The sequence below is a fragment of the Streptomyces humicola genome, from assembly GCF_024436035.1.
In the GTDB taxonomy this organism is placed as follows: domain Bacteria; phylum Actinomycetota; class Actinomycetes; order Streptomycetales; family Streptomycetaceae; genus Streptantibioticus_B; species Streptantibioticus_B humicola.
On the sequence record NZ_JANFNG010000011.1, the window covers coordinates 13,879 to 28,014 of the forward strand.

Annotated in this window: 13 protein-coding genes, 3 tRNA genes and 1 pseudogene; 11 read left to right on the forward strand and 6 right to left on the reverse strand. The window is 70.2% G+C overall.

The window, feature by feature from the left end:
* Positions 1–24: 24 nt before the first annotated feature.
* The 4 genes from NGB36_RS15825 (at position 25) to NGB36_RS15840 (ending at position 6,286) form a co-directional block, all read left to right on the forward strand.
* Positions 25–1,335, forward strand: coding sequence for a deoxyguanosinetriphosphate triphosphohydrolase (locus tag NGB36_RS15825; protein ID WP_372509454.1), 1,311 nt, complete (start codon positions 25–27; stop codon positions 1,333–1,335).
* Positions 1,336–1,670: 335 nt separating this feature from the next.
* The gene (locus tag NGB36_RS15830) at positions 1,671–2,933 is read left to right on the forward strand and encodes an NAD(P)/FAD-dependent oxidoreductase (protein WP_255920930.1); all 1,263 of its coding nucleotides are present in this window, start codon (positions 1,671–1,673) and stop codon (positions 2,931–2,933) included.
* Between the two features lie 45 nt (positions 2,934–2,978).
* Complete coding sequence (dnaG, locus tag NGB36_RS15835; RefSeq protein ID WP_255920931.1) at positions 2,979–4,883, forward strand: DNA primase; 1,905 nt, start codon at positions 2,979–2,981, stop codon at positions 4,881–4,883.
* Positions 4,884–4,975: 92 nt separating this feature from the next.
* Positions 4,976–6,286 carry an RNA polymerase sigma factor gene (locus NGB36_RS15840; RefSeq protein ID WP_372509455.1) on the forward strand — a complete coding sequence of 437 codons (1,311 nt, stop codon included), beginning with the start codon at positions 4,976–4,978 and terminating at the stop codon, positions 6,284–6,286.
* A 22-nt stretch (positions 6,287–6,308) separates the two neighbouring features.
* On the opposite strand, the gene NGB36_RS15845 is transcribed toward NGB36_RS15840, so the two are convergent.
* Positions 6,309–7,769: an FGGY family carbohydrate kinase gene (locus NGB36_RS15845; RefSeq protein ID WP_255920933.1), complete on the reverse strand. Its 1,461-nt coding sequence runs from the start codon at positions 7,767–7,769 to the stop codon at positions 6,309–6,311.
* Between the two features lie 77 nt (positions 7,770–7,846).
* Positions 7,847–8,149 (reverse strand): YtxH domain-containing protein, encoded by a 303-nt coding sequence (locus tag NGB36_RS15850; RefSeq protein ID WP_255920934.1) that lies wholly within the window; start codon positions 8,147–8,149, stop codon positions 7,847–7,849.
* Positions 8,150–8,328: 179 nt separating this feature from the next.
* On the opposite strand from NGB36_RS15850, the gene NGB36_RS15855 reads away from it, so the two are divergent.
* The 3 genes from NGB36_RS15855 (at position 8,329) to NGB36_RS15865 (ending at position 8,708) form a co-directional block, all read left to right on the forward strand.
* Positions 8,329–8,401 (forward strand) — tRNA-Asn (locus NGB36_RS15855).
* 5 nt (positions 8,402–8,406) lie between these two features.
* Positions 8,407–8,479, forward strand: a tRNA-Asn gene (locus NGB36_RS15860).
* 155 nt (positions 8,480–8,634) lie between these two features.
* Positions 8,635–8,708 (forward strand) — tRNA-Ile (locus NGB36_RS15865).
* 127 nt (positions 8,709–8,835) lie between these two features.
* Here NGB36_RS15865 and NGB36_RS15870 read toward each other — a convergent pair.
* Entirely contained in the window at positions 8,836–9,339 is a 504-nt protein-coding gene (locus NGB36_RS15870) for a tyrosine-type recombinase/integrase (protein WP_255920935.1), read from the reverse strand.
* Between NGB36_RS15870 and NGB36_RS15875 the strand changes: the two genes are divergently transcribed.
* On the forward strand, positions 9,284–9,445 hold the full coding sequence (locus NGB36_RS15875) for an ATP-grasp domain-containing protein (protein WP_255920936.1): 162 nt from the start codon (positions 9,284–9,286) through the stop codon (positions 9,443–9,445). The genes NGB36_RS15870 and NGB36_RS15875 overlap by 56 nt on opposite strands.
* 131 nt (positions 9,446–9,576) lie before the next feature.
* On the opposite strand, the gene NGB36_RS15880 is transcribed toward NGB36_RS15875, so the two are convergent.
* Positions 9,577–9,699, reverse strand: a complete 123-nt coding sequence (locus NGB36_RS15880) for a hypothetical protein (protein ID WP_255920937.1) — start codon at positions 9,697–9,699, stop codon at positions 9,577–9,579.
* Positions 9,700–9,865: 166 nt separating this feature from the next.
* Here NGB36_RS15880 and NGB36_RS15885 point away from each other — a divergent pair, with 166 nt between their 5' ends.
* Positions 9,866–10,660, forward strand: coding sequence for a peptidoglycan recognition protein family protein (locus tag NGB36_RS15885; RefSeq protein ID WP_255920938.1), 795 nt, complete (start codon positions 9,866–9,868; stop codon positions 10,658–10,660).
* A gap of 300 nt (positions 10,661–10,960) precedes the next feature.
* On the opposite strand, the gene NGB36_RS15890 is transcribed toward NGB36_RS15885, so the two are convergent.
* Positions 10,961–12,475 carry a DEAD/DEAH box helicase gene (locus NGB36_RS15890; RefSeq protein WP_255920939.1) on the reverse strand — a complete coding sequence of 505 codons (1,515 nt, stop codon included), beginning with the start codon at positions 12,473–12,475 and terminating at the stop codon, positions 10,961–10,963.
* Positions 12,476–12,797: 322 nt separating this feature from the next.
* Positions 12,798–13,001: a cold-shock protein gene (locus tag NGB36_RS15895; protein WP_255920940.1), complete on the reverse strand. Its 204-nt coding sequence runs from the start codon at positions 12,999–13,001 to the stop codon at positions 12,798–12,800.
* Positions 13,002–13,764: 763 nt separating this feature from the next.
* On the opposite strand from NGB36_RS15895, the gene NGB36_RS15900 reads away from it, so the two are divergent.
* Both NGB36_RS15900 and NGB36_RS15905 read left to right on the forward strand, forming a co-directional pair.
* Positions 13,765–13,926 carry a hypothetical protein gene (locus tag NGB36_RS15900; protein WP_255920941.1) on the forward strand — a complete coding sequence of 54 codons (162 nt, stop codon included), beginning with the start codon at positions 13,765–13,767 and terminating at the stop codon, positions 13,924–13,926.
* A 59-nt stretch (positions 13,927–13,985) separates the two neighbouring features.
* Positions 13,986–14,087, forward strand: a pseudogene (locus NGB36_RS15905) (LLM class F420-dependent oxidoreductase); the annotation flags it as partial.
* Positions 14,088–14,136 lie beyond the last annotated feature (49 nt).

A 14,136-nucleotide genomic window follows, 5' to 3' on the forward strand; every position in this document is an offset into this window, starting at 1 on the left:
GGGGAGAACCAAGACGCTGCCGCAATGGCGATGCCCGCTGCTCCGCACGACGGACCGCATGACGGACGCTACGACGAAGCGGCCATTCAGCGTTGGGTACCCGAGCCCGACAAGCGGCCCGGGCGCACCGCGTTCCAGCGCGACCGCGCCCGCGTGCTGCACTCCGCCGCGCTGCGCCGCCTCGCCGGCAAGACCCAGGTGGTCGACCCGGCCGCCGCCGCGCCCGAGATCAACACCAGCCCGCGCACCCGCCTGACGCACTCGCTCGAATGCGCCCAAGTCGGGAGGGAGTTGGGAGCCGCGCTCGGCTGCGATCCCGACCTCGTCGAGACGGCGTGCCTCGCACACGATCTGGGGCATCCTCCGTTCGGCCACAACGGTGAGAAGGCGCTCGCCGAAGTGGCGTGCAGCTGCGGCGGTTTCGAGGGGAACGCGCAGTCGCTGCGCCTGCTGACGCGGATCGAGCCCAAGCGTTTCGCCGCCGACGAGAACGGCCGCATCGCGAGCGTCGGCCTCAACCTCACCCGCGCGGCACTGGATGCCGCCACCAAGTACCCGTGGCCGCGCGGCGGTCACCCCGTCGACCCGTCCTCCCGCAAGTTCGGGGTGTACGAGGACGACAAACCCGTCTTCGCGTGGCTGCGCAACGGTGCGCCGGACGGCCGCGCCTGCTTCGAGGCCCAGGTGATGGACTGGTCCGACGACGTCGCCTACTCCGTCCACGACGTAGAGGACGGCCTGCACGCCGGCCACCTCGACCCGAATCTGCTGCTCGCCGAGGCCGAGCGCCGCGAGATCTACACCGTCGCCATCGAACGCTACGCGCCCGACGCGGAACCGGCCGAGCTGGCCGACGCCCTCGACCGGCTGCTCGACCAGGAGTGGTGGCCGCACGGCTACGATGGCTCCGCGCTGGCCCAGGCCCGGCTGAAGGACGCCACCTCCCAGCTCATCGGCCGCTTCTGCCTCGCCGCCGAGCGCGCGACACGCGAAGCGTACGGGCCGGGCCGGCTCACCCGGTACGTGGCGCAGCTCGTCGTACCCCGCCCGGTACGCCTGGAATGCGCCGTTCTCAAGGCGGTCGCGGACCGCTACGTCATGCAGCGCGCGGACCAGGAGCGGCGCCGCGCCGAACAGCGCGTCATCATCGCCGAGTTGGCCGAGGCGCTGCTCGCCCGGGTGCCCGACGGGCTCGATCCGCAGTTCCGCGGGTTGTACGACGCGGCGCCGGACGACCGCGCCCGGCTGCGTGTGGTCGTCGACCAGATCGCGTCTCTCACCGACGCGGCGGCGCTCACCCTCCATCAGCGCCTCACGGCGAGACGCACCGCATGACCCGGCGAAATCCATGCGATTGGTCGGTGAACCGCGGGATGTAAGTCCTGCATAAGGCGTGCACGGGGTGCGGTCCGGAGTGACCCGGCCCGTCAGGCGATGCACCATGGAGATCCAACTGGCCTGGGTCCGTCGGTACGGCGCTCTTCACGTGAGCGGCGCCGTGCGGGAGGCTCCTGGGAACGTGAGCGTCGCGCGCGAGCAGGTGAAGAGGGTCCCCCGCGGAGCAGGGGGAGGCCGGCCGAGGGAACGAGGCCGTCGGCGGAGCCTGCGAGCGGGCGGAGGAGCGAACGAACAAATGATCCGCCGGGGGATGCCGCGCGAGGAGGCGCACAGTGGTCGACGCACATGAGACGTTCGTCATCGTGGGAGCCGGGCTGGCCGGAGCCAAGGCCGCCGAGACTCTGCGAGCCGAGGGGTTCACCGGACGAGTGATCCTGATCGGGGACGAACGCGACCACCCGTACGAACGCCCGCCGCTCTCCAAGGGCTATCTCCTCGGCAAGGAGGAGCGCGACTCCGTCTTCGTCCACCAACCCGCCTGGTACGCCGAGCACGACATCGAACTCCACCTCGGCCAGCCCGTCGTCGGCCTCGCCCGCGAAGCGCACACGGTCACCCTCGGCGACGGCACCGTCCTGCGCTACGACAAACTGCTCCTCGCCACCGGCGCGGAACCACGGCGACTGGACATCCCCGGCACCGACCTGGCCGGCGTCCACCACCTGCGCCGCCTCGCCCACGCCGACCGGCTGCGCGGCGTCCTCGCCTCGCTCGGCCGCGACAACGGCCACCTGGTGATCGCGGGAGCCGGGTGGATCGGCCTCGAAGTCGCCGCGGCCGCCCGTACCTACGGGGCCGAGGTCACCATCGTCGAACCCGAGCCCACACCGCTCCACCACGTCCTCGGCCCCGAGATCGGCGGGCTCTTCACCGAGCTGCACAGCGAGCACGGGGTACGGTTCCGCTTCGGCGCCTCGCTCACCGAGATCACCGGCCAGGACGGCATGGTGCTCGCCGTGAGCACCGACGACGGCGACGAGCACCCGGCCCACGACGTGCTCGCCGCCATCGGCGCCGCACCGCGCACCGCGCTCGCCGAGGCCGCCGGTCTGGAGCTCGCGGACCGCAGCGCGGGCGGCGGCATCGCCGTCGACGCCTCGCTGCGCACGTCCGACCCCGACATCTTCGCGGCCGGCGACTGCGCCGGCGCCGAGCACCCGCTGCTGGGGATGCGGCTGCGTGTCGAGCACTGGGCCAACGCGCTCAATGGTGGGCCGGCGGCCGCGCGCGCCATGCTCGGGCAGGACGTCTCGTACGACAGGGTGCCGTACTTCTTCTCGGACCAGTACGACCTCGGCATGGAGTTCTCCGGGTACGCCGCGCCCGGCAGCTATGAGCAGGTGGTCTGCCGTGGCGATGTCGGCAAGCGGGAGTTCATCGCCTTCTGGCTGGGGCAGGGACGCGTACTCGCCGCCATGAACGTCAACATCTGGGACGTGACCGACCAACTGCAGCAGCTCATCCGCTCCCGCCGGCCCGTCGATCCGGAGCGCCTGTCGGACCCGACCGTCCCTCTGGCGTCCTTCACGGAGTGACGGGCGACGCGGGGAGGTGTCGGCGGCGCACCGTAGAATTCCCGCGTGGCGGGAAAAATCAGGGACGAGGATGTGAAGGCGGTTCGGGACGCGGTCCCGATCGACGCCGTCGTCTCGGAGTACCTGCAGCTGCGGCCGGCCGGCGGCGGCAACCTCAAGGGGCTGTGTCCCTTCCATGACGAGAAGACGCCGTCCTTCCAGGTCAGTCCGAGCAAGGGGCTCTTCTACTGCTTCGGCTGCCAGGAGGGCGGCGACACCCTCGACTTCGTGATGAAGGTCGACCACCTCTCCTTCGCCGAGACGGTCGAACGGCTCGCCGCCCAGGCCGGCATCACCCTGCGCTACGACGAGGGCGGTTACGCTCCCGGCCGCCAGCAGGGCGAACGCACCCGGCTCGTCGAGGCGCACAAGATCGCCGCCGAGTTCTACACCGCCCAACTCGACGGCGCCGAGGCGGAGATCGGCCGCAAGTTCCTCGCCGGCCGCGGCTTCGACCAGGCCGCGGCCGCCCACTTCGGCGTGGGCTACGCCCCCGCCGGATGGGACCACCTCGTCCGCTTCTTGCGCGGCAAGGGCTTCACCGACAAGGAGCTGCTCACCTCCGGTCTTGCGAGCGAGGGCCGTCGCGGTCCCATCGACCGCTTCCGGGGCCGCCTGATGTGGCCGATCCGCGACATCACCGGCGAGGTGATCGGTTTCGGTGCCCGCAAGCTCCGTGATGACGACAACGGGCCCAAATACCTCAACACGCCCGAAACCCCCCTGTATAAGAAGTCCCACGTCCTCTACGGCATCGACCTCGCCAAGAAGGACATCGGGAAAACCGGCCGCGCCGTTGTCGTCGAGGGCTACACCGACGTCATGGCCTGCCACCTCGCCGGCGTCACCACCGCCATCGCCACCTGCGGCACCGCCTTCGGCGAGGACCACATCAAGATCCTTCGCCGCATGCTGATGGACAACTCCCGGACCAAGGTGATCTTCACCTTCGACGGCGACGCCGCCGGGCAACGAGCCGCCCTGCGGGCTTTCGAGGACGACCAGAAATTCGCGGCGCACACCAGTATCGCCGTCGGCCCGGGCGGCATGGACCCGTGCGAACTCCGCCTTGCCCAGGGCGACGAGGGCGTACGGCAACTCGTCGAGCGGAGCACACCGCTCTTCGAGTTCGCGATCCGCTCCGTGGTGAGCAAGCACGAGGTCGATTCGCCCGAGGGACAGGCGGCAGCCCTGGAAGAGGCGGCACCGATCGTGGCACAGATCAAGGACGCCTCCGTCCGGCACAAATACGCCGTGATGCTCTCCGGGCTGCTCGGTTACGTCACCGACAACGAGTTCGCCGTCCGCCGGGTCGGCCAGCTCGCACGCTGGCAGCGTGAACGAGGCCACAAGCGTGCACCGGCCCGCACTGCTCCCGCACCACCGCCGCAGGCACCCGCATCCGCCCGGCGCGGCGCACCCTCGGGTCCCCGCCTCGACCTGCGCAGCCCCGCCCATCGCGTCGAGCGCGAACTGCTCAAACTCGCCCTGCAGTACCCGCACCTGGTCGCGCCCGCCTTCGACGCTTACGGGGAGGACGAGTTCACCGGCCGCCCGTACGCCGTCGTACGCCGGGCGATCGCCGACGCCGGGGGAGTGGCCGCCGCCGACGACGGCTACCTCGCCCGCGTCCGTGACGTGGCCCCCGACGACACCGTGCGCGCCCTCGTCACCGAACTCGCCGTCGAACCACCCATCACGCGGCGCGCCGTCGACCCCCTCTATGCGGGCGAGCAGCTGGTCGCGGTGCGGCTGCAGGCCGTCGAGCGCCGCATCGCCGAAGTCCGGGCCGATCTCGCCCGGCTTGGCCCGCGCGCCGACGCCGCCGCTCTCGCCGCGGTGCAGAACGAGCTGTGGGCGCTCCAGCAGTACGGGCAGCGGTTGCGCGAGCAGGGCGTGGGCGCGCTCTGAGCGGCGCGTTCCGTCAAAAAGGCTCACCGCGCCCAAAAACTGGGCGCACACCCCTCGTAACCACGGTGTGGCGTACCGCACACTGGGTTGCGGTGCCTGAGTCCTCGGAGCGCGGAACCCCGGAATGTCCCGGCGGTCCGCTTGCGGTACACCCCCGGACGGACAGCGGCTCGGCCGCGACCGTTCCACCGCCGCACGCCTCCGAATCCGTGACCGTGCTCAGTGTGGAGGCCGTCCCCGTGCAGACCCCTACCACGACACTCGCCCCCGAGATCCCCGAGATCGCCGATCGACTCCCGGCGACCGAAGACCTGTTGGAGCGCGTGCCTGAGCAGGGCCAGGCGCTGCTGCATCCCGAGAAGGTCCCCGTACGCCCCGCCGGGCCGGACGCGGCCCGCACCCCGCTCGACCGGGCCGCGCCCGACCCGGGCCCCGCTGCCGGACCGGAGGGCGACGACGCCGAAGAACGGCCCACACGCGGCGAGGTGACCGGCCCGTCCTCCGACCTCTTCCGCCAGTACCTGCGGGAGATAGGGCGCATACCGCTGCTCACCGCCGCCGAGGAAGTGGAGCTGGCGCGCAGGGTCGAGGCCGGGCTCTTCGCCGAGGAGAAGCTCAACAACTCCACCGACATCGACTCCCGGCTCGGATACGACCTCGACCGCCTCGTCGTCCAGGGCAGGATGGCCAAACGCCGCCTGATCGAGGCCAATCTGCGCCTGGTCGTCTCCGTCGCCAAGCGCTACGTCGGCCGCGGCCTGACCATGCTCGACCTGGTCCAGGAGGGGAATCTCGGCCTGATCAGAGCCGTCGAGAAATTCGACTACGCGCGCGGCTACAAGTTCTCCACGTACGCGACATGGTGGATCCGCCAGGCCATGAGCCGCGCCCTCGCCGACCAGGCACGCACCATCCGCGTCCCCGTCCACGTCGTAGAGCTCATCAACCGCGTCGTGCGCGTCCAGCGTCGCCTGCTGCAGGAACGCGGTGTCGAGCCGGCCGCGGCCGACGTCGCCGCCCACCTCGACCTCACCGAGGAACGGGTCAGCGAGGTGCTCAGGCTCGCCCAGGAGCCCGTCTCGCTGCACGCCCCCGTCGGCGAGGAGGAGGACGTCGCGCTCGGCGACCTCATCGAGGACGGCGACGCCGCCTCACCCGTCGAGTCCGCGTCCTTCCTGCTGCTGCGCGAACACCTGGAGGCCGTGCTCTCCACCCTCGGTGAGCGGGAGCGCAAGGTCGTCCAGCTGCGCTACGGACTCGACGACGGCCGCCCGCGCACCCTGGAGGAGATCGGCCGGATCTTCGGCGTCACACGCGAACGCATCCGCCAGATCGAGTCCAAGACCCTCAACAAGCTGCGCGACCACGCCTTCGCCGACCAACTGCGCGGCTACCTCGACTGATCGGTGCGGCGAAGACGGGGACTCACGTCGCCTGGCCGAACGCTCCCGGGTGAGCCTTCTCACGCACCGAGGCGTACTGCTGGCGCACCGCCGAGCCGGACGGCAGCTCGTCGCCCGGCTCGACCAGCCGGAACGCCGCGGACTGCCAGTGCGGCGGCTGCTGCGCGGACAGGGAGCCGCGCTGCACCCCGAGCGCCCACGCCGCCTGGCGCGCCGCGCCCAGCGCCGCGTAGTCGGCGGGCTGTGGCACGACGACCGGCACCCCGAACACCGACGGCGCGATCGCCTGCACCGAGGGGAGCTCACCCGCGGCCCCGAGCAGGAAGACGCGGCCCACCTGGACGCCCCGCCCGCGCAGCAGGTCGAGCGCGTCCGCGAGGCCGCACAGCATGCCCTCGAAGGCGGCCCGCGCCACGTGCTCCGGCTTCATGCTCTCCCGGCGCAGCCCCGACAACATCCCTGCCGTGTGCGGCAGATGAGGCGTGCGCTCGCCCTCCAGGTACGGCAGCATCACCAGACCGTACGAACCGGGCGTCGAGTGCAGCGCGAGATCCGAGAGTCCGGCGAGATCGGTGCCGAGCATGTCGGCTGCACCGCGCAGCACCCGTACCGCGTTGCGTGTCTGGACGACGGGCAGATGGCGGCCGGTCGCGTCGGCGAAGGCGGTGATCGAACCGGTGGGATCGGTGAGCGCCTCGTGGTGCACGGCGAAGACCGTTCCGGATGCGCCGAGCGCCACGACGGCATCGCCGGGCCCGACCCCGAGCCCGAGCGCCGCCGCCATGTTGTCGCCCGTGCCGGCGGAGATCAGCAGCCCCTCGGGGGTGTGCCCGGCCGGCTCGGCAGGCCCGAGCACCTCGGGCACCCGCACCTGGTGGCCGAGGGCGAGCTGCACCAGGTCGCCTCGGTAGGCGCCGGCCTCAGCCGACCAGTAACCGGTCCCGGAGGCGTCGCCGCGGTCCGTCGTCCGGCGGGCGGGCCGGCCGAGCAGTTGCCAGACCAGCCAGTCGTGGGGGAGCAGCACCTCCGCGGTGCGCTTCGCCGAGGCCGGCTCATTGCGGGCGAGCCAGCGCAGCTTCGCGACGGGATACGGCGCCTGGGGCACGCAGCCGACAGCCTCGGCCCACCCGGCGGGCCCGCCGAGCTCATCGGTGAGGTCGGCCGCGGCCGACTGGGCGCGCTTGTCGTTCCACAGCATGGCTGGACGCACCAGCACCCCGCCTGCGTCCAGCGTCACCAGGCCGTGCTGCTGACCGGAGACGCCGATCGCCTCCACCCCTTCGAGCAGCCCCTCCTTGGCGGCCTCGCCGAGCGAGAGCAGCCAGGCCTGCGGATCGATCTCGGTCCGCTTGCCCGGCTTCACCGTCTCGTCGTCCACGGGATGCGGGGCGTACCCCTGCCTCAGCACGGCACCGGTGTCGGCGTCACAGACGACAACGGTGGTGCCTTCGGTCGAACTGTCCAAACCGGCGACTATCCCCATGCCCCAGATCATGCCGTATGAGCGTGACGCGTGATCTGAGCGGGATGCCGCGGCCGCCCGAGGCAAAGGCCCGGGGGTCAGGTATTGCTGGTGCCCCAGTCGTCGTCGGCGTCCGCGCCGCGCGGCTCCCGCAGAGAGCGCACCTTCTCGTTCAACGGGCCGGGCAGCCTGTCCCCGAACCGCTCGGTGACCGACGCCGCGGCCTTCGCGGCGAATGCCCGGCTCTGCTGGCCCGCCGACTCCACGGTATTGCGGACCGCGGGATTCTGGGCGATGCCCTGGGCTGTCTTGCGCAGCTGCTCATAGCGCTCACGCCCGGCGCGCGCACCGAGTACGTAACCGGCAGCGAACCCGGTGATGAACGTCAGCCGGTAGCGCATGGCTCCACCCTTCACTCCGCAGCGGTCACTATGCTCGGCGCCTACCCGTTGTAGCCGGGCCACAACCGCGGCGATACCGGTTGGCGGAGCACCCCCCCGCTTGCGCTAATGTATGTGTCGCAACGAGCGCGCGCCGTCCGGAGAGCCGGGCGTGGGTGCATTCGAGGCACCCAGAGCATTCCTCCGTAGCTCAATTGGCAGAGCAGCCGGCTGTTAACCGGCAGGTTACTGGTTCGAGTCCAGTCGGGGGAGCTCGGTCCTCCGTAGCTCAATTGGCAGAGCAGCCGGCTGTTAACCGGCAGGTTACTGGTTCGAGTCCAGTCGGGGGAGCCCACGACAAGGACCCCGAAGGGGTCCTTTTTGGCGTGCGCGGGAACCGTTCCTCCCGGGGCGCGGTCCTCGCTTTTGTGCGACCGTGACCCGCGAGGGCAACAGATCGTATGAGCAGCTATGCTGCGGCAGACGATGTGCACGGCACGCCGTACGGGGCGGTAGCTCAGCCGGTTAGAGCAGCGGACTCATAATCCGTCGGTCGTGGGTTCGAGTCCCCCCCGCCCCACCCAAACTTGAGTTCGCACATATGCTCTGACCTGCGGAAACGTCACAGCTAGGGCCGCCACGGACACCGTGGCGGCCCTCGTTTTTCACCCAGACCAAGATCGTGAGACCAAGGTGAGACCAAGGGGCTATGCAGCCTCGAGGTCACCCTTAGGGGGCACCGACTGCAGGGTTGCTCCTGGCTTCGCTCGCGGAACGACGGACACGGTGGACTCGGGCTCGGCGCGCATCATCTGAGGCAGGACGCTGGTGTAGGTGTCCGAGGTGATCTGCCAGGGCGAGTGCCGGAGTCGTTCCTGGACGACCTTGATGTCGTTGCCGGCCAGCAGGGCCAGTGTGGCGGAGCCATGCCGCAGGTCGTGGAGGCGGACCGGTGGCATGCGGTGCAGCTCCACCGGGCGCTTGAAGCGACGGCTGAACCAGTCTGGGTCGTACGGCTCCCCATTCTCCTGGGTGAAGACGCGGCCGGAGTCGACGTAGGCCTTCTGGCCCGACCAGTCTGCCCAGTCTGCTCGCTCGCGTTCCTGCTGCTGCCTCCACTCCCGGAGGACGGCGGCGGTCTCGGTGCTGAGGGAGATGGTGCGTACGCTGTCGGCCTTCGAGGCCGGGCCGCATGACGCCGGCCCGCGCACGGACGGGACCTGGCGGGTTGTTGAGGTCGGCGATGGCCAGGTCAGCGACCTGCCCGCCGGTACCGGCCCGGCAACGCTCCTGGGCCACCTGCTCGACGCGGCATGAGCCTCAAGGCTCAGGGGCGGGGTGCGGCTGCCCTGTAGCAGAGCGACCGGACGGCCGTCCAGACGGTCGTCCGGTCGAGGTGCACCACCTGCTGCCCGCAGCAGTGCAGCACCCGCCCCGTCGGGGCGGTGTCAGTCTCCGTCGGCGGCGAGTCGGCCGACCTCCTGACGCGACATCAATGCCTGGACGCCTGCGAAGTGCGGCGCGGCGTCGGCCGGTTCCAGGACTGCCTCCAGGGCAGGGCGTGCGGGCACCCGGGGCAGGAAAGCGTGCGCTGCACGATCTGGCGGTGATGCGCGATGCACCACTGGGCGCCATGCCGGCTTTCTGTGGCGCCGAGCGCGCAACGCCGACGCAGTGAACGCAGGCGGACCGGCGCTGCAGATGCGGGTGAGTACAGGTGCGCTTACGCTGCAGGTGATGTCCGTCGCCAGACGCCTGGTGATGTACCGCATCGCCCAGGCGACAACCGTTGTGGCGGTCAGCGCGCTGACCGCCAGGAGCGGGGCGCGCCCTGCGCCGGAGGTGAACCGCGGGCCTGCCCAGGGGCCGTCGCTCGGCGGGAAGATCAGGCTGTGGACCGCACCCAGACCCGCGGTTGTGCCCCGCGCCCAGTGGCAGGCTGGTCAGTCGCAGGACCATCTGCCACCCGCCCACTACGCCCCCACGGTCCAGGCCGTGATCGTCCATCAGTCCGAGAGCGGCAACGACTACCGCCAGCGGGACGTCGGTGAAATCATCGTCGGCATCTATACCGATCACGTCGGCAGGCGGGGGTGGGACGACATCGGCTACAACTTCCTCGTCGACAAGGAGGGCACGCTCTATGAGGGGCGCCACGGCGGCATCGACCGGCCAGTGATCGGCGCCCACGCCAACGGCTTCAATATCGGCACCGTCGGCATTGCCGCGATCGGTACGTACCGGGAAGGAGCGGCCATGCCCGAGCCGATGCTGAATGCCATCGCCCGGCTCGCCGCGTGGAAGCTCGGGCTCTACGGGATCGACCCCCGCGCGAGGGTGAGCCTCACCTCCACAAGTACCAGTGACGACAGCCGATACCGCAGGGGCGAGTGCGTGACCGTCGACGCCGTCTTGGGCCACTGCGACATCGACCACACCGACTGCCCTGGCGCGGGGCTCTACGCCATGCTCCCGCTCATCCGCGCAACGGCGGCCCGCCTCCAGGGCCGCACTGTCACATCGGCGTCGTAAGCCGGCATCCGTCGCACCTGCCAGTCGCAGCAGGATGTTCTGCCGTGCTGCTTCGACTGCCGTACCTCGCGTTGAGCGGTGAGCTGTACGTTCTTGCGTTGCTGCGTATTGACCGATGTGCAACTCAGGACATTACCGCGGCCCCGGAAGCACGGTTCCGGGGCCGCAGGGTGTCCCCACCTCGACCAAGGGCCTGCCGCTCAGCCGATCAGTTCGAGTAGACGCAGCGCCTGGCGCTCCGCGGTGCCGCGCGGATTTCGTGGCTGTTGAAGAAGTAAGGCCCTCCGCGAACTGCCCGCGCTACGCTGCCGCGGACCTACGCCGGGACGCGGTGCGCCTGCGGCGGCCGCGTGACGAAGCCGCGCCCCCTCCGGTGGGCTCGGTGACCGGCGCGCTGATCGTGACGGGGACGCCGGAAGGTGTCCGGGCGCCGGTGATGCGGGTGAGTTCGGCTTCACCGGACCGGACCTGGACCGTATTCGGGGTGATACCGGCGTTGCTCATCAGCTTGCTCATCTCCCGGCGCTGGTCAGGCAGTACCAGCGTGACGACCTTGCCGGACTCGCCGGCCCGGGCAGTACGGCCGCCACGGTGCAAGTAGTCCTTGTGGTCGGTCGGCGGGTCCACATTGACGACCAGGTCGAGGTTGTCAACGTGGATGCCGCGGGCGGCGACGTTGGTCGCCACCAGCACGGTCACGTGACCGCTCTTGAACTGCTCCAGCGTGCGGCTGCGCTGCGGCTGGGACTTGCCACCGTGCAGAGCGGCGGCCCGAACGCCGCTGGCCAGCAAATTCCGGGTCAGCCGGTCCACAGCGTGCTTGGTGTCCAGGAACATGATCACCCGGCCGTCCCGGGCCGCGATCTCGACGGTCGTGGCGTGCTTGTCGGCATCATGGATGTGCAGCACATGGTGCTCCATGGTGGTGACCGCCCCCGCCGAGGGGTCGACGGAGTGGACGACCGGGTCGGACAGGAACCGACGCACCAACTTGTCGACGTTACGGTCCAAGGTCGCGGAGAAAAGCATCCGCTGACCGTCGGGCCGTACCTGGTCGAGCAATGCGGTGACCTGGGGCATGAACCCCATATCGGCCATCTGGTCGGCCTCGTCGAGGACGGTGACGCTCACCTGGTCCAGGTGGCAGTCACGACGCTGGATCAGGTCCGCCAGCCGCCCCGGAGTGGCCACGACCACCTCGGCGCCGCTGCGCAGCACGCCGGCCTGCCGGCCGATGGACATGCCACCGACGACCGTGGTCATCCGCAGGCGCAGTGCCTGGGCATAGGGGGTGAGTGCATCGGTGACCTGCTGGGCCAATTCCCGGGTGGGGACGAGTACCAGGGCCAGCGGCCGGCGGGCCTCGGCGCGCCGGCCGCGCCCGGCGGTACGGGCCAGCAGCGCCAGCCCGAAGGCGAGGGTCTTGCCGGAGCCGGTGCGACCGCGCCCGAGCACGTCCCGGCCGGCCAGGGAGTTCGGCAGAGTCGCCGCCTGGATGGGGAACGGCTCGGTCACACCCTGGGCGGTGAGCGTGGTCAGCAGGGCCGTCGGCATGTCCAGGTCGGCGAAGGAGGCGACCGGGGGCAGAGCGGGGGTGGTGCTGACGGGCAGCGCGAACTCACCCTGCGGTGCGGCGGCCGGACGGCGGCCGCGACCCGCGCCGCCGGAGCGGTTCGGGTTCTGGGAGCGGCCTCGGCCACCGCTGCCGGTCCCGGAGCTCTTGCCGCGGCTGGACGCGGACTTCTTGCCGAAGCCGGAGTTGTCCGGGCGGGAGCGGGAGGCGTAGTAGTCGTTGGAGCGAGCGGTGCGGTTCATGCGGAACCTTCCTCGATACGGCGCGTGTCGAGGGAAGACCCGGCGGCACATCAGCCGCACAGAGAATCGCAAGAACGAGCCGGTGGAACAGAGATGACGAAGCCGGACGGGAATATCGTTTCGTATATTCATGTCAGGGCTTCAGGACGGTCGGCGCCTGCCGGGAGGGTGGCGGTCGAAATGCCGGACCGAGCGGGAGCCGACCGGCTTCGATTGCTGTGCGGTCGGCTCGTGAGCGAGTGGCCACCACCCGCCTTTCAGCGAAGCGCGGGGCCCGCACCCTTGTCGGTGCGGGCCCCGGCTGTGTGTGGTGTCGCGGCGATCAGGCCGGGACGATGTTCTCCGCCTGCGGGCCCTTCTGGCCCTGTGTGACGTCGAAGCTGACCTTCTGGCCCTCCTGCAGTTCGCGGAACCCCTGGGTCGCGATGTTCGAGTAGTGGGCGAAGACGTCAGGCCCGCCGCCGTCCTGCTCAATAAAACCGAAACCCTTTTCCGAGTTGAACCACTTCACGGTGCCAGTAGCCAATTCAATCTCCTCAGTAGAACCAGTGCCCGCAAAAAAATGCGCCGGAGGCGATAATCCCCGTCAGGCGCACTTCATTTTCTACGGGTATCAAAATTTTAAGCTCGTCACAGTAGCACGGATCCCGCCGCGGTGGGAAGGCAGGGCACTCAGCCCGCTGCGCCCCTACTGTCACAGAGCGTAACCCCTCCTGTCGTCGGCCGCCCGGACCTTAAGTCAACCGATACCGCCGGGGTCATCGATGAGATCGGCAGTGTCGACGACGGCACCACCCAGACCGACACCCTGGCGCTGCAGCGCCGGCGCGGTATCACCACGCGTCGATGTGGGCGGTTCGGCCCTATCGGCGTCGGCTGTCCGAGGTGAAGCCTTGATTACATAGTCGGGGGCGAGAGGAGGCGAGGACCGATGCGCGTTCGTCTCGCGACGGCGGCAGTAGCCGTAGCTGCGATGTCGGCTCTGCTCGGGGGCGCAGTGGCCGCGAATGCTGCTGCCGCTCCGCAGCACGCGGCGACGGTTCACAGCGGGCCGATATGTCCCCTGAACAACCGAGGCCGGTGCCCGCCCATCCCCCGGCTCGGGCCGTGCTACGTAGTGCCTGGCCACTGGGCGAAGGCGATCAACTGGTCCGGCCGCCCGTGGGTCTGGATCCCGCCGCACAAGGTGTGCACGTAGAACGCCTCCGTGACCTCCTGGGGCGTCACCTGAACCCGCAACGCTGGACAGCGAGGCGCGTGCCTTTCTCCAGCGTGGGATGGCTCTGGCGATGGAGTGGGCGACGCAGGGACTTGTGGTCCCGCACGTCAGCCAGACCGTCAACAGCACCGTTGAGGCGATCAATGCGGGACTGCAGTCGCTCAAGGCGGGCCGTGGCACACTAGGCAAGGTGGCGGTGATCGTGGATCGCGACCTGGCCGCGGGGAAGTGACGGGCGGTCGCCTGTTTTCCCACGGTGATGCGCGCAGGCGAGCGCCACGACGTCGTCGGACGGCCGAGCACACCGCGCAGGCCCGTTCGGTGCTGGGCGAACAGCCCTTGCTCGCACCCGAGTTGAAGGTCGTGCTCGACAGCGACCCGGAGCGCGCCCGCGGCGGCGTGGGTCACATTCGGTGGAGCGGTGTCCGTGCCACAACCGTGG

Excerpts from the sequence above, each read along its gene's own strand:
- NGB36_RS15825 (WP_372509454.1), top strand. The coding sequence starts at position 25 with ATGGCGATGCCCGCTGCTCCGCACGACGGACCGCATGACGGACGCTAC.
- NGB36_RS15885 (WP_255920938.1), top strand. The coding sequence starts at position 9,866 with ATGTCCGTCGCCAGACGCCTGGTGATGTACCGCATCGCCCAGGCGACA.
- NGB36_RS15900 (WP_255920941.1), top strand. The coding sequence starts at position 13,765 with ATGGAGTGGGCGACGCAGGGACTTGTGGTCCCGCACGTCAGCCAGACC.
- NGB36_RS15850 (WP_255920934.1), bottom strand. The coding sequence starts at position 8,149 with ATGCGCTACCGGCTGACGTTCATCACCGGGTTCGCTGCCGGTTACGTA.
- NGB36_RS15890 (WP_255920939.1), bottom strand. The coding sequence starts at position 12,475 with ATGAACCGCACCGCTCGCTCCAACGACTACTACGCCTCCCGCTCCCGC.
- NGB36_RS15875 (WP_255920936.1), top strand. The coding sequence starts at position 9,284 with ATGGTGCGTACGCTGTCGGCCTTCGAGGCCGGGCCGCATGACGCCGGC.
- NGB36_RS15845 (WP_255920933.1), bottom strand. The coding sequence starts at position 7,769 with ATGGGGATAGTCGCCGGTTTGGACAGTTCGACCGAAGGCACCACCGTT.